The following is a 14,422-nucleotide window of genomic DNA, read 5'->3' on the forward strand; positions in this document are numbered from 1 at the left end:
CCGACGAGCGTCACGTGCATCAGAACCCGGCTCCCATGGTCTTCAGCCGCTCGATGCGCTCGGGGATCGGGGGGTGCGTCGCGAACATGCGGGCCAGCGCGTTGGGGTGGAGCGGGTCGGTGATCCAGAGGTGCGCCATCGAGGTGTTCGCCTTCTTCAGCGGCCGTCCGTACTCACCGAGCTTGGCCAGGGCTGAGGCGAGACCGTCCGGGTCGCGGGTGGTCATCGCGCTGGTCGCATCGGCGAGGTACTCGCGCTGCCGGGAGATGGCGGCCTGCACCGCGCCCGCCAGCAGGGGTGCGACCAGAGCGGCGATGACGCCGAAGATCAGGAACAGCAGCTGCGACCGGCCGCCTCCGCCGCGGCGTCCGCCCCCGAAGAACGCAAACCGCATGAAGATGTCAGCCAGGATGCCGACGGCCACGACGAGGCCGAAGACGATGAGCGAGACGCGGATGTCGTAGTTGCGGATGTGACCGAGTTCGTGACCGAGCACGCCCTCGAGTTCGCGATCGGTCATCAGCTCGAACAGCCCCGTCGTCACGGTGATCGAGGCCTCCTCGGGGTTGCGTCCCATGGCGAACGCGTTGGGGGCCGGGTCGTCGACGACGTACAGCTTCGGCATCGGAGTGCCGGTGGTGATGCACAGGTTCTCCACGATCCTGTAGAAGCGCGGCGCGTCAGCCTGGGTGACCTGGGTGGCGCCCGACATCGCGAGCGCCTCGCGGTCGGCGAAGAAGTACTGGAACGTGGCGTATCCGGCGGCGAAGACGATGATGAACGCCGTGATCCACCAGTTGTTGCCGGCGAGCCACCCGGCCAGCAGGCCGATCGCGGCCAACAGGAGGATGAACGCACCCAGGATGACCCAGGTGTTGCGCTTGTTGCGCGCGATGGCGCTGTACATCACGTGCTCCCGGGATCTCGATACGGCGCCGGCGCTCCTACTCGATATTGAGCCGCAGCAACCTCAAAATTGCACGCGCGGGGGCTCTGAGATGGCCGCGCCGTCGACGACCTCGAAGAACTCCCGCTCGGTGAAGCCGAGGTTGCGGGCGAACATGTTGTTCGGGAACACCTTGATCTTCGTGTTCAGCTCGCGCACCCCGCCGTTGTAGAAACGACGGGAAGCCTGGATCTTGTCTTCGGTGTCGACGATCGACTGCTGGAGCTGGAGGAAGTTCTGACTCGCCTGCAGCTGCGGATAGGCCTCTGCGACGGCGAAGAGCGATTTGAGCGCCTGCTGCATGTGACCTTCGGCGACCCCCGCCTCAGCGGGCCCGCCGGCTGTCAATGTCTCGGCTCTGGCCCGCGTGACGTTCTCGAAGACCGCTTTCTCATGCGCCGCGTAGCCCTTCACCGCCTCGATGAGGTTGGGCAGCAGATCAGCGCGACGCTTCAGCTGCACCGTGATGTCGCTCCACGCCTCGTCGACGCGCACGTTGAGCGTGACGAGCGAGTTGTACGTCGCCCACAGGTAGATGCCGGCTACGACGACGAGCGCCACGACGATCAGTACCGGGATCAGCCATTCCCACATGCCTGTGACTCCGTTCGAGGTTTCCCTCATCCTAGCCATCGGTGCGGCCGCAGATGAGAGCCGTCTCACGACTCTCAGTCCTTACTCACCGAGGACGCGCTCGAGATAGCGGTTCTGGAACATGCGATCGGGGTCGAGACGGTCGCGCAGCGCGACGAAGTCGTCGAACCGGGGATAGCGGTCTCGCAGGAGAGCGGCATCCAGGGTGTGCATCTTTCCCCAGTGCGGCCGGCCGCCGTACCCGAGCATGATCTGCTCGACCGCCTCGAAGTACTCGGTGGGGTCTTCGCGCCAGTACCGGTGCACGGCGATGTAACCGGACGCGCGGCCGTATGCGGTCGAGAGCCACAGCTGGTCGGCGGCCGCGAACCGCACCTCGATGGGGAACGAGATGCGCCACCCCTTCTCGTCGATCAGAGCACGCAGGGCGTCGAACGCGGGACGCACGTTCTCGACGGGCAGCGCATACTCCATCTCGCGGAAGCGCACCGATCGCTCGGTCGTGAAGACGCGGTGCGAGACGTCGGTGAACTCGCGGTCGCCCCACACTCGCACCGACGCGCGACTGATCGCGGGGACCGTGGGGGGCAGCATGCGCGCGAGGCTGCAGGCGATCTGGTGCAGCCCGTTTCCCACCACGACGTCGTCGATCCACTTGCCCACTCGCGGGAGCGGATGACGCACGGCGCTCTCGGGCAGGCGCACGTTGGTCTTGGTCATGGCCCGGTCGGTGTGCGGGAACCAGTAGAGCTCGAAATGATCGGATGCGGCTACGCGGGCATCCAGCCCGTCCAGGACAGCACCCAGATCTTCGGGCAGCTCCACTGCGTGCAGCAGGAACGCCGGGACGCATTGGAGAGTGACATCGACCAGGATGCCGAGCGCCCCGAGACCGAGGGCGACCGCCGGCAGCAGGTCGCTGTTGTGCCCCTCGTCCACGACGAGCAGCTCGCCGTCGGCGGTCACCAGGGTCGCGCCGGTCACCTGCGTGGCGATGCCGCCGAAGCGCGCGCCGGTGCCGTGCGTTCCCGTCGAGATGGCACCCGAGATGGACTGCCGGTCGATGTCGCCCAGGTTCGGCATCGCGAGCCCGTAAGGCGCGAGCAGCTGCGGGATCTTGTTCAGCCGAGTGCCGGCGAGGAGGGTGACCCGAACGCGCTCGCGATCGGCCTCGACGAGCCCGGCGAGATCGGTCAGGTCCAGCAGCACGCCGGGGGCGACGGCGATGCCGGTGAAACTGTGGCCCGCGCCGACCGCCTTGACCTGCATGCCCCGTGCGGCGGCGGCTTTCACCGCCCGCTGGACCGCAGCGCGCGTGCTCGGGAACTCGACGCGCTGCGGCCGCACCCGCGCAGTCCGACCCCAGTTCTGCCATTCCGCTCCGGGACGGGTCACAGGAACGCCTTTCCTTCGCCTCGATACGTCGGTGCATCGCCGACCACCCGGTCGCCGTCGACGAGGTGATACCGGTCGACCCGCTCGGCGAGCTCACCGCTCTTGGAGTGGCGGAACCAAACCCGGTCGCCGACCCGAAGCGCTCGGGCGGACTCGCCCTGCAAGGGCGTCTGCACTTCTCCGGCGCCCTCGCGCCGGAGTGTCTTCAAGCCCGCGGGCCAGACCGGCAGCGGCTGCCGGGATGCGACCGGTGGGCCCGAGGCGATCCACCCCCCGCCGAGCACCGTCACGATATCCGGCAGCGGCTTGCGCACGACCTCGAGCGCGAACGCGGCGGCCGGCGCCGGGTCGAAGGCGCGATACCCGTCGAAGAGGTGGCCGGCCAGCAGCCCGCTGCCGGCAGTGAGCTCGGTCACGGCGAGATCGGATGCCGTCAGCTCGAGCGACCCCGTTCCCCCGCCGTTGACGAACTCGAGCGGGGCGATATCGCGCAGTGCGCCGACGATCGCGGCACGTCGGCCGAGGAGCTCCTGGCCGGAGCGGCGCTGCATCCAGCGGATCGCGCCGTCGCCCGATCCGGTCGCATCGCCTTGCCCGGCGATCTGGGCTTCGTACATCATGAGGCCGACGAGGCGGAATCCGGCCCGAGCGGTGATTGCCCGGGCGAGGTTCGCGACTTCGCCCGGCTGACGGACGGGCGAGCGGCGCACCCCGATGTGGCCGAGGCCCGGCGCGCGCCAGGAGGCGTCCGCATCGATCGCGACCCGCAGTTCCTCGCGCCCGGCGGGCGGGGCGACCGCGTCGATCAGGTCGAGCTGAGCGATGTCATCGACCATCAGCGTCACGCGGGATGCGGCCTGCTCGTCGCCGCCCAGCGCGGCCAAGGCGGCCCGGTCGACGCTCGGATACCCCAGGACCACGTCGTTGTGCATCTCGGCTAGCCAGAGCGCTTCGGGGAGCGTGAACGCGAGGATGCCGTGGTACCCCGGAACCGCAAGCGTGGCCTCGAGCACCTTGCGCACACGGACGGACTTGCTCGCGACACGGATCGGCACACCGCCGGAGCGGACGACCAGATCCAGCGCGTTGTAGCGCAGCGCGGCGAGGTTCAGCGCCGCAACCGGGCCGGACACGCCGCTGACGGCATCCGTCATCGCCGTCCAATACCCGGCGGGCTCCGCCCAGGGGGTCTGGGATTCCGCACCCGCAAGCAGGTCGATCGTCATCGGGTCACGCTCTTCGGCGGGTGAGCGCACATCGGCAGGTGAGCGCACATGGCGTCCAGCCTACGACTGCCCCCGCCCCGGCGACCCCAGCGATGCCCTACCTGCCCGAGAAGCCTTCTCGAATGACTCCCGACCGTGCGGTCGGCCGTGCCCCCGCTGGGATTCGAACCCAGACTTGAGCGATTTTAAGTCGCCTGCCTCTGCCGGTTGGGCTACGGGGGCGCACGGGCGAGCGAACGCGCCCACGGTACCGGTCAGCTGGTCGCGGCGACCTTCTGCGTGGGCGCGTCGGCCACGGCCTTCGCCGGAGCAGCCTCGACGGGCTGCGGCGGCCGCGGACGCGCGGCGAATTCTTCGAACACGTAGCGCGGATCCTGCACGGCCTGCAGATTCACCAGGTCACGGCCGAGCCACAGGTTGTTCCACCAGCCCCAGGCGACGCGGAACTTGCGCTCCCAGGAGGGCATCGCCAGCCCGTGGTAGCCCCGGTGCGCGACCCAGGCGACGAAGCCCTTGAGCGCGATCTTGCCAGACTGGAACACGCCGTTGTACAGGCCCAGACCCGCGACCGCACCGAGGTTCTTGTGGAAGTACTCCCGCGGCAGCTCGCCGCGCAGCACCGCTATGAGGTTCTTCGCGAGCAGCTTCGCCTGGCGAACCGCGTGCTGGGCGTTCGGGACGCAGTAGCCGCCGACACCGGCGCCGGTCAGGTCGGGCACCGCCGAGACATCGCCGGCCGCCCAGGCGCCCTCGACGATCTCGTCTTCGGTGCCCACCCGCAGGTCGGCGCGGGTGCGGATGCGACCGCGCTCTTCGACCGGCAGGTCGCCGCCGCGCACGACGGTGGGGTTCGCCATGACGCCGGCCGCCCAGATGATCAGGTCGCTCGGGATGATCTCGCCGGTGGACAGCTCGACGTTGCCGTCGACGGCACCGGTGACCTGGGTGTCCAGGTGCACGGACGCGCCGCGCTTTGCCAGGTCCTTGAGCACCCACTCGCTCGTCTTGAGCGACACCTCGGGCATGATCCGGCTCATCGCCTCGACGAGGTGGAAGTGCGTGTCTCCGAAGGTGACCTCGGGATAGTGGCCGACCAGTGCCGACGCGAAGTTGCGCAACTCGGCGAACACCTCGATGCCGGCGAAGCCTCCGCCGATCACGACGACGGTGAGCAGACGGTCGCGAGCGGGTCCGGGAGGCAGCACCGACGCCTTGTCGAAGTTCGACATCAGGCGGTCGCGGATCGCAACGGCCTCCTCGATCGTCTTGAGCCCGATCGCGTTGTCGGCGATGCCGGGGATCGGGAACGTGCGCGAGACGGCGCCCGCCGTGACGACGATCTGGTCGTACCCGAACTCGTAGGGCTCGCCGGCGATCGGGCTGATCGTCGCGACCTTGTTCGCGTGGCTGATGCCGGTGACCTTGGCGGCGACGATCTTCGTCTTCTTCAGGTGACGTCGCAGCGCGACGACCGAGTGACGCGCCTCGATCGAACCGGACGCGACCTCGGGCAGGAACGGCTGGTATGTCATGTAGGGAAGCGGGTCGACGACCGTGACCTCAGCCTCGCCCCTGCGCAGGTGCTTCTCGAGCTTCCAGGCGGTGTAGAACCCCGCGTAACCGCCGCCTACGATCAGGATCTTCGGCACACGGTTCTTCACAGGCGCATTTTTGCTCACAGTGTGGAACACTCCTGGGGTGTCAGCGGCTCGGCGTCCGGGACGCCAATCGGATACGTCGGACAGCTGCGGTGACGCCGAGAGCCATCAGTATAGCCGCCGCCGACCCTCCCATCAGGGGAAGGGTGCCGTAGAGCAGCGTGTCCGCTGACGGGAGCAGCGGCGACTCCGCACGGGTCGCCACATCGGCGGGGGGAAGCGGTGCGACCTCCACGGGGCCTGCACTCCGAACGGGTGCGGGAGCGGAATCGGCGCGTCGGTACAGCCGGATCCAGTCCTTGAGGCTTCCCATCGGGTTCTCGCTCACTGACGGCACCGTCGCGGAGACGGCGGCCGCGGCATCCACCAGGCCGTAGCCGTACAGCGGATCGGGCACCGCCTTGGCCGCGGCGGCGGGATCCGCGGTACGGATGATCCGGTTGATGACGTTGGCCGCGTCGAGGTCCGGGTGTGCGGAGCGCACGAGGGCGGCGATGCCCGCCACGATCGGAGCGGCACCGCTCGTGCCGTTCCAGCGCACCAGCCGCCCATCGGCGGAGACGCCGACGAGGTTCTCGCTGGGGGCGGAGACACCGATCGTGATCCCCTGCGTCGACGCCTCGAGGCTCGCCTTGCCCTGCGGATCGACCCCGGCGACGGTCAGCACTCCGGGGATCGTCGCCGGCGCGCCCACGCGGGATGTGCCGCTGCCGCGGTTGCCGGCGGCCACGACGACCACGACGTCGTGATCGAAGGCATACAGGAACGCCGAGTCCCAGCTCTCGTCCCAGTCGGGGGTGTTCGTGGTCAGCGACAGGTTGATGACGTCGGCGCCGTTGTCGACCGACCATCGGATCGCCTCTGCGATCTGATCGACGAACGGAACCTTCACGGACGAGCCGAAGCCGACCGAGACAGCCAGCAGCTGCGCCTCGGGAGCGACGCCGATCATGCCGGTGTTCGCACCGGTCCCTCTCGCTGCGGCCAGGGAGGCGACCCAGCTGCCGTGGTTCGCGTCGACGGCTCCCACCGGAGTGCGGCCGTCGGACGATCCGATTCCCGAGACGTCCGTGCCGCCGACGACGGCGCCGTCGAACTCGACCGGCCCGCGCGCGATGCCGGTATCGATGATCGCGATCCGCACACCCGCACCGCGGGTCGTGGCCCATGCATCCCGAATGCCGTATTCGTCGAGCCAGTACTCGGCCGCGCGCACCGGGTCGGGATTCGGCGCCACCGGCGCGACGGTGGCGCCGCACAGGAACGCGACCGCCATGAGCGCGGCAGCGGCCGAGACGAGCCGGCGGATCATCCACTCGCTCCCGGCTCCGCGCACACGCAGCGCTCGGGCGACCACGTCGACAGGGCGAGGGCCCGGTCGCCGATCGGATTCACACCCGGACCCGCAGCGAGCGCGTGGGCGGCGAGAGCATGCAGGCATTTCACCCGCGTCGGCATGCCACCCGCCGAGATGCCGGCGATCTGGTCGACCTCGCCGAACTGGGCGCGGTCGCGGAGGTAGGCCTCGTGGGCGCGGCGGTAGGCCTCGGTCACCCCGGGGTCGTCGCTCAGCTCGTCGCTCAGTGTGCGCATCACCTGGGCGGCTTCCAGTCCCGACATCGCGGCCGTCGCGGCCGGGTGGGTCAGGTAATACAGCGTCGGGAATGGGGTGCCGTCCTCGAGCCGCGGAGCCGTTGCCGCCACCGTCGGATTTCCGCAGACGCATCGTGCCGCGATGCCCACGACGCCGCGTGCCGGGCGACCGAGCTGCGCGCGCAGGACGCTCAGATCGGTCTCGCTGACAGGCCGGAAGGGCGGTGTGGTCACGCCGCCCAGGGTACCTTCACTGCGTCGGCGTTTGGCTGGGAGCGGGATCGGGGACACCGATCGTGGGCGCCTTGACGGTTTGGGCGATGCCGGCTTCCGTGAGCGAGCGCACGAACTGCGACATCCAGTCGGTGCGGGTCTGCTCGACCTCGTCGCTGACCGGCACCTGCTCCTGCGGGGCCAGCGCGGGCGGCAGATCGTCATCGACCAGGTAGACGACCTCTCCGGGCTTGACGTAGTACAGCCGCTCGCGCGCCTGGGTCGTGATGTACGCGGGATCGGTCCAGCGGTCGCGCTGAGCCTCGAGACGGGCGACGTCTTGCCGACTCACCTCGACGGACGCCTGCAGTGCGGCGATCTGCTGGCGCTGATCGACGTAGGTGCCGATCGTCGGCACCAGCACGAAGGCGGCGAGCACCACGAGGCCGAGCATGATCACCATGAATCCCGAAAGACGGATGCCGCCCAGCCAGCCCCGCACGTCGACGGGCCGCCGCACCGGCCGCCGGCGTGGGCGCGCCGCCGGCACCGTTGCCGAGGGAGCCGTGGCGGAGGAGGGGGGAGCCGACGTCTCGACCACGGCTCCCCTTCCGTTCGCAGGCTGCTACGCAGCGCGGCCTGAACGACTGTCCTACGCGGTGTACCTCGGGAACGCCGAGCGCCCGGCGAATTCCGCCGCATCGCCCAGCTCTTCCTCGATGCGCAGAAGCTGATTGTATTTCGCGACCCGCTCGCTGCGGGCGGGCGCGCCGCTCTTGATCTGACCCGAGTTCACAGCGACCACGAGGTCGGCGATCGTGGTGTCCTCGGTCTCACCGGAGCGGTGCGAGAACATCGTCGTGTATCCGGCGCGGTGCGCCATCTCGACGGCATCCAGCGTCTCCGACAGCGTGCCGATCTGGTTCACCTTCACCAGGAGCGAGTTGGCGACACCTCGCTTGATGCCGTCCGCCAGGCGGGTGGGGTTCGTCACGAACAGGTCGTCGCCCACGAGCTGGACCTTCGATCCGAGCTTCTCGGTGAGGTGCTTCCACGCGTCCCAGTCGTCCTCGGCGAGCGCGTCCTCGATCGTGATGATCGGGTAGTTGTCGGCGAGGTCGATGTAGTAGTCAGTGAGCTTCTCGGCCGTCCACGCCTTGCCTTCGAACTGGTATGCGCCGTCGGTGAAGAACTCGGTCGCCGCGACGTCCATGCCCAGGGCGATCTCGGTGCCGGGCGTGAAGCCGGCCTTCTCGATCGCGGTGACGAGGAAGTCCAGCCCCTCCCGGTTGCTGGGCAGGTCGGGAGCGAAGCCGCCCTCGTCGCCGAGCCCGGTGGCGTAGCCGGCCTTGAGGAGCTCGCCCTTCAGCACGTGGTAGGTCTCGGTGCCCCATCTCAGCGCCTCGGCGAAGGAGGACGCGCCGATGGGCGCGAGGAAGAACTCCTGCATGTCGATGCCGTTGTCGGCGTGCGAGCCGCCGTTGATGACGTTGAACAGCGGAACCGGCAGGATGTGCGCGTTCGGTCCGCCGAGGTAGCGGAACAGAGGCAGGTCGGCGCTGTCGGCCGCCGCCTTCGCAACGGCCAGGCTCACGCCGAGGATGGCGTTCGCGCCGACGCGCCCCTTGTTGTCGGTGCCGTCGACCTCGATGAGGATCTCGTCGATGATGCGCTGCTCGGCGGCATCCACGCCCTCGATCGCGGGGCCGAGCTCGTCGATCACCGCCGCGACGGCCTTGAGCACGCCCTTGCCGCTGTAGCGGGTCTTGTCGCCGTCGCGCAGCTCGTACGCCTCGAAGGCGCCGGTGGACGCGCCGGAGGGGACGGCCGCGCGCTGGACGATGCCGTCATCGAGCAGGACCTCCACTTCGACGGTCGGATTTCCGCGCGAATCCAAGATCTCGCGCGCGCTGGCTGCCTCGATGAGTGCCACAGGGGACTCCTTGTGTGGTGGAGGGGCGGATCGGGAGCGTCTTCGGTCCGTTCGCCAGTCTATCCAGGCGGATGCTGCGGAACGGAGCCGGCCGGGCGCCGGGTAGCGCTGCTCACTCTGTCACGGGCAGCGCTGCGGCATCCGTCAGCACGGCGATCGCCACGCCGTCCCATCCCTTCGAGTCCAGCGTCTGCAGCGCGGTGGCGTCGAAGCGCGGGTCGCGTCCGAGCATCTCGAGCCCACGCTGCGTGCCGATCACATTCGACGCCGTGGTCGCGGGATCTGCGACCTCTCCCCCGCGCCCGATGTTGTCGACCACGACGACCGTGCCGGGGTGTCCGAGTCGGGCCGCCCAGTCGAGGTAGATCGTGTTGGATTCCTTGTCGGCGTCGATGAAGACGAGGTCGAACGGGGGTTCTTCCTGCAGCGTCGGCAGCACGTGCTCGCCGCGCCCGATTCGGATGTCGACCTTCGCCCCGACGCCGGCCCGGTCGACGTTCGCGCGCGCGATCGCGGCGATGTCGGGCTCGGCCTCGATCGTGACGACGACTCCGTCGACGGGGATGCCGCGCGCCATCCAGATCGTCGAGTACGCGCCGAGCGTGCCGATCTCGAGCACGCGTCGGGAGCCGGAGATGCGTGCAAGCAGATGCAGCAGCTTTCCGGACACCGGCGCCACCTCGATCGCGGGCAGCCCGGCGGATTGCTGCTCAGCGACCGCGGCCTCGAGATCGGGATCGTGCCCGACCAGCGTCTCGGTCAGGTACGCATCGACGCGGCGCCATGCTTCGGGACTGGGATCGGTCATGCTTCCAGCCAACCCCGCCGGTGACCGCGCGTCAACCGTCCGCGCTTGTGTGATCGGCACAGGCGATTCGCTCCCGACGTGCGCGAGAAGCGCCGCGTACCCCGTCGATCACGCCAGAGGCTTGAAATCCAGCGAGGCGACCGTCGCGCCGCGTGAGACCGTCGCGAAGGACGTGTAGCCGTCGGACGATGCTCGTTCGAGCAGCGCCTTGAGATTCTTCGGGCGCTGTTCGAGCCGCACCCGCGCCCCCTCGCGGGCGAGGGCGACCTTCAGAGCGAGCAGTTCACCGAGCGGCATGTCGTGCTCGTGAACGAGCACGACGGACCGATCCTCACCCTCGGCGGACTCGGCGACCAGATCGACGAGTCGCTCGAAGCCGAGGGAGAAGCCGACCGCCGGCACGTCCTGCCCGAGGAATCGCCCGATCATGCCGTCGTAGCGGCCGCCGCCGCCCAGCGAGTAAGCCACGCCCGGGTGGGCGAGCTCGAAGATCGTGCCTGTGTAATAGCCCATCCCGCGCACCAGGAACGGATCGAACACCAGCGGGATGCCGCCCACGGCGTCATCGGAGACGAGGGTCGCGGCAACCGCGTCGCCGATGCCGACCAGATGCGCGACCACCTCCTCGGGTGCGCCCTCGGGCAGCGCCGTGCGGATCTGGCGCTCTCCGTACGGGCTGTGCTCCAGGGTCTGCGGGCGGCGCAGGAACGCCTCGAAGCGGTCCACAGCCGCGGGTGTCGCCTCGCGCTCGTGCAGCTCGGCGATGACCCCGAGGGGACCGACCTTGTCGAGCTTGTCGATGGTGATCAGCACGCCGGGGCGCTCCGCAGCAGTGAACCCGAAGCTCTCCAGCATCCACTCCAGGGCACGACGGTCGTTGATCCGCACAGTCGCGCCGTCGAGCCCGAGCGCATCGACCGCGTCGAGCGTCGCGACGATGAGCTCGGCCTCGGCACGGGAGGAGGCATCCCCGAGGATGTCGATGTCGCACTGCATGAACTGCCGGTAACGGCCCTTCTGCGGCCGCTCGGCGCGCCACACCGGCGCGATCTGCACCGCACGGAACACGGCGGGCAGCTCGGCGCGGTGGCTGGCGTAAAAGCGGGCGAGCGGCACCGTCAGGTCGTAGCGCAGCCCGAGGTCGGCGAGTTCGTCAGGGTCGTCGGCCGCGGCACGGATCGCCTCGGCGTCGAGGCCGCGTCTGAGCACGTTGTACGCGAGCTTCTCGTTGTCGCCGCCGACGCCCGCGTGCAGCCGCGCGTGATCCTCCATGACGGGCGTCTCGATCTCGTCGAACCCGTGCGCGCGATAGCGCCGGCGGATGACGGCGAGCACGCGCTCGCGACGGGCCTTCTCAGCGGGGAGGAAGTCGCGCATGCCGCGCGGGGGATTGACGGATGCCACGGGCTCATTCTTCCAGGTCGGCTCCGCCGACCGGCTCACGCTGCCTTCCTCGGGCCCCTCAGGCCCGTTCGGCGTCTCGGACCTCGACCTCGAGAGCGCGAAGCCGCTCGCGGAGCGCACGCTCGGCATCCCACCCGTTCGCACGCGCGGTCGCGACCAGCGCGAGCAGCGCGTCCCCGAGGTCCGCCTCCGTCGCCGGGGCGGCGCCTCGTTCCGGTGCGTCCACACCCACCTCACGGGCCTTGCCGACGAGCTTCTGTGCGAGGGAGAGCGACGGCATCCGGTCGGACACGCCGTCGAGCACGCTCGTGCGCTCGTGCTTCTCGGCCGCCTTCGCGGCGTTCCAGAGCACGAGCACCTGCTCGGGCGTCTCGGCGATCTCACCGGCGAAGACGTGCGGATGCCGACGCACCATCTTCTCGGTCAGGCCCCGGGCGACATCGTCGATGTCGAAGGGCTCGTCGGGGTCGCGCGAGGCGATCTCGGCGTGGAAGAGCACCTGCCAGAGAAGATCGCCGAGCTCTTCGCGCAGCTCGGCACGGGATCCGGTCTCGACGGCGTCGATCAGCTCCGCACTCTCCTCCACGAGGTAGGGAACGAGCGCGCGATGGTCGATCTGCTGCGTCCACACGCAGCGCTCGCGCACCTCGTGCATCGTCTCGGCCGCGGCACGAAGAGCATCCGGTCGCGGCGCCTCGGCTGAGCTCATGAGAGCTGCCCGCCGGCCGGTGTGGACGGGGCCACCTCGCCGACGTCCGGGGTGCGGGCGAGGCGGCGATAGTGGTGCGCACGCTGAGACACGAGCACGCCGGCCACGATCAGGGAGACGAGCGAGCCACCGAGTACGCCCAGAGTGGCCTCGTCGCGCAGCAGCGGGTCGGCCGCGAAGGCGAGCTCGGACAGCAGCAGTGACACGGTGAATCCGATTCCGCCCAACGCGCCCGCCGCGAGCAGGTCGAGGAACGACAGGTGCGGCGCCGCGCCTCGGTTGCCGATGCGCAGCGAGATCCAGCCGAAAAGCGTGATGCCGATGATCTTGCCGACCGGCAGCGCGATCAGCACGCCCCAGAACGCGGGAGCGAGCTGCGACGGCGAAACGGCAGGGATGATCACGAGCGCCGCCGAGAACGCGAAAAGCGGCAACACCACGCCGTTGACCCACGGTTCGAGCACGTGGCGCGTGCGCAGCGCCGGCTGCTGGGCCATCGCCAGCCCGAGAGCCACTCCGGCGATCGTCGCGTGCACGCCCGATTCGTAGACGAGCACCCACGTCGCGATGCCGACGATCACCAGGGCGATCACGATCGGGATCCGGGCCCGGGTGTCCAGCTGCCTGCTGAGCACCCCGAAGACGATCACGGCGATCACGGCGAGGGCCAGCATGGCGAGGTTGACGCCGTCGGTGAACAGCACCGCAATGAACACGATGCCGACGATGTCATCGAGGATCGCGAGCGCGAGAAGGAAGATGCGGATGCCGGACGGCAGGCCCTTGCCGAAGACGGCGAGCACGCCGAGCGCGAAGGCGATGTCGGTCGCGGTCGGGATCGGCCAGCCCCGCGCAGAGTCCGAGCCCGCGGCGAACACGAGGAAGATTGCGATCGGCACGATCACGCCACCCGCCGCGGCGATCGCAGGCTGCAGTGCCTTGCGCGCCGAATTGAGCTCGCCGTTGGTCATCTCGAACTGCAGTTCGACGGCCACTATGAAGAAGAAGACGGCGAGCAGGCCGTCCTGGATCCAGTGCCCGACAGACATCTCGAAGACGCCGGGAATGCCGATGTACACGTCCTTGAGAGCGACCACGCTCGCGCCGAGGGGCGAATTGGCGATCAGCAGCGCTGCGATCGCGGCGACGAGGAGCACGATGGCGGGGAAGCGGGCAGAGCGAAGCAGGGACACACAGGTCCTTTCATCGAGGTGGTCGGTGGGCGCGCGCCCACGGCCGCCGACCAGACTTCCCGGCACTCCAGGATCCGAGTCTACCGGGCACGGCGCCCTGGCGCCCGAGCGCTGTGACGAGCAGGAAACATGGCGGCACTACCGTGGAGCGCATGCGAGAGTTCAGCCAGACTGAAGCGATCGATCTCGTCGGGCGATTCGAAGCCGGCCAGAAGATCCCCGAGCGGATGCGGGCGGATGTGCGCATGCTCGGCGCACTCCTCGGGCGGGTCCTGCGCGAGAGTGGCTCACCGGGGCTCTACGAAGACGTCGAACGCCTGCGGGTGGCGACCATCCACGCCTACACCGACGACACCCCCGCAGCGTTCGCGAGCGCCGCCGAGATCGCCGACTCGCTCACGATCGGGCGCGCCGATGAGGTCGCCCGCGCCTTCACGGTCTACTTCCACCTCGTGAACCTCGCCGAGGAGCACCAGCGCGTTCGCATCCTCCGCGAGCGCGACGGCCGACCAGACCGCGAGGACGCCACCGATTCGGTCGCCGCCGCGTTCGTGCGGCTGGCCGCCGAAGTCGGCGACGACACCGCCCTGTCCCGCCTGCAGGCTCTCCGCTTCCACCCCGTCTTCACGGCGCACCCCACCGAGGCGCGTCGCCGGGCGATCTCGACCAGCATCCGGCGTCTGGCAGCGTTGCTGGAGGAGCACGACGCATTGCTGCGCAACGGTGTCGAACAACCGCGTGTCGAACAAC

General features: G+C 69.3%; 14 protein-coding genes and 1 tRNA gene. 1 reads left to right on the forward strand and 14 read right to left on the reverse strand.

Features of this window, described 5'->3' with window-relative positions:
• Positions 1 to 19: 19 nt before the first annotated feature.
• The 14 genes from QZV84_RS00575 to nhaA form a co-directional block, all read right to left on the reverse strand.
• A complete protein-coding gene (locus QZV84_RS00575; protein WP_292823762.1) occupies positions 20 to 907 on the reverse strand; it encodes a M48 family metallopeptidase in 888 nt (295 codons plus the stop codon).
• Positions 908 to 970: 63 nt separating this feature from the next.
• Entirely contained in the window at positions 971 to 1,540 is a 570-nt protein-coding gene (locus tag QZV84_RS00580) for a LemA family protein (protein ID WP_292823895.1), read from the reverse strand.
• An 81-nt stretch (positions 1,541 to 1,621) separates the two neighbouring features.
• A complete protein-coding gene (locus tag QZV84_RS00585) occupies positions 1,622 to 2,935 on the reverse strand; it encodes a D-arabinono-1,4-lactone oxidase (RefSeq protein WP_292823765.1) in 1,314 nt (437 codons plus the stop codon).
• Positions 2,932 to 4,161 (reverse strand): alanine racemase, encoded by a 1,230-nt coding sequence (locus QZV84_RS00590; RefSeq protein ID WP_292823769.1) that lies wholly within the window; start codon positions 4,159 to 4,161, stop codon positions 2,932 to 2,934. The genes QZV84_RS00585 and QZV84_RS00590 overlap by 4 nt, the downstream gene beginning before the upstream one ends.
• Before the next feature lie 148 nt (positions 4,162 to 4,309).
• Positions 4,310 to 4,383 (reverse strand) — tRNA-Leu (locus QZV84_RS00595).
• A 32-nt stretch (positions 4,384 to 4,415) separates the two neighbouring features.
• Positions 4,416 to 5,810: an NAD(P)/FAD-dependent oxidoreductase gene (locus tag QZV84_RS00600; RefSeq protein ID WP_292823898.1), complete on the reverse strand. Its 1,395-nt coding sequence runs from the start codon at positions 5,808 to 5,810 to the stop codon at positions 4,416 to 4,418.
• Between the two features lie 52 nt (positions 5,811 to 5,862).
• The gene (locus tag QZV84_RS00605; protein ID WP_292823771.1) at positions 5,863 to 7,131 is read right to left on the reverse strand and encodes a S8 family serine peptidase; all 1,269 of its coding nucleotides are present in this window, start codon (positions 7,129 to 7,131) and stop codon (positions 5,863 to 5,865) included.
• The gene (locus QZV84_RS00610; RefSeq protein WP_292823774.1) at positions 7,128 to 7,646 is read right to left on the reverse strand and encodes a DUF501 domain-containing protein; all 519 of its coding nucleotides are present in this window, start codon (positions 7,644 to 7,646) and stop codon (positions 7,128 to 7,130) included. The genes QZV84_RS00605 and QZV84_RS00610 overlap by 4 nt, the downstream gene beginning before the upstream one ends.
• 16 nt (positions 7,647 to 7,662) lie before the next feature.
• Positions 7,663 to 8,226, reverse strand: a complete 564-nt coding sequence (locus tag QZV84_RS00615) for a septum formation initiator family protein (protein ID WP_292823777.1) — start codon at positions 8,224 to 8,226, stop codon at positions 7,663 to 7,665.
• Between the two features lie 51 nt (positions 8,227 to 8,277).
• Positions 8,278 to 9,558 (reverse strand): phosphopyruvate hydratase, encoded by a 1,281-nt coding sequence (gene eno, locus QZV84_RS00620; RefSeq protein WP_292823780.1) that lies wholly within the window; start codon positions 9,556 to 9,558, stop codon positions 8,278 to 8,280.
• Between the two features lie 112 nt (positions 9,559 to 9,670).
• Positions 9,671 to 10,366 (reverse strand): O-methyltransferase, encoded by a 696-nt coding sequence (locus tag QZV84_RS00625; protein WP_292823783.1) that lies wholly within the window; start codon positions 10,364 to 10,366, stop codon positions 9,671 to 9,673.
• 108 nt (positions 10,367 to 10,474) lie between these two features.
• Entirely contained in the window at positions 10,475 to 11,743 is a 1,269-nt protein-coding gene (gene hisS, locus QZV84_RS00630) for a histidine--tRNA ligase (protein WP_292823901.1), read from the reverse strand.
• 85 nt (positions 11,744 to 11,828) lie between these two features.
• Entirely contained in the window at positions 11,829 to 12,479 is a 651-nt protein-coding gene (locus tag QZV84_RS00635; RefSeq protein ID WP_292823786.1) for a MazG family protein, read from the reverse strand.
• Entirely contained in the window at positions 12,476 to 13,672 is a 1,197-nt protein-coding gene (gene nhaA, locus QZV84_RS00640; protein WP_292823789.1) for a Na+/H+ antiporter NhaA, read from the reverse strand. The genes QZV84_RS00635 and nhaA overlap by 4 nt, the downstream gene beginning before the upstream one ends.
• 152 nt (positions 13,673 to 13,824) lie before the next feature.
• Between nhaA and QZV84_RS00645 the strand changes: the two genes are divergently transcribed.
• The coding region (locus tag QZV84_RS00645; protein ID WP_292823793.1) for a phosphoenolpyruvate carboxylase at positions 13,825 to 14,422 on the forward strand (598 nt) is incomplete at its 3' end.

It is taken from the genome of Microbacterium sp., from assembly GCF_011620715.1.
Classification (GTDB): Bacteria; Actinomycetota; Actinomycetes; order Actinomycetales; family Microbacteriaceae; genus Microbacterium.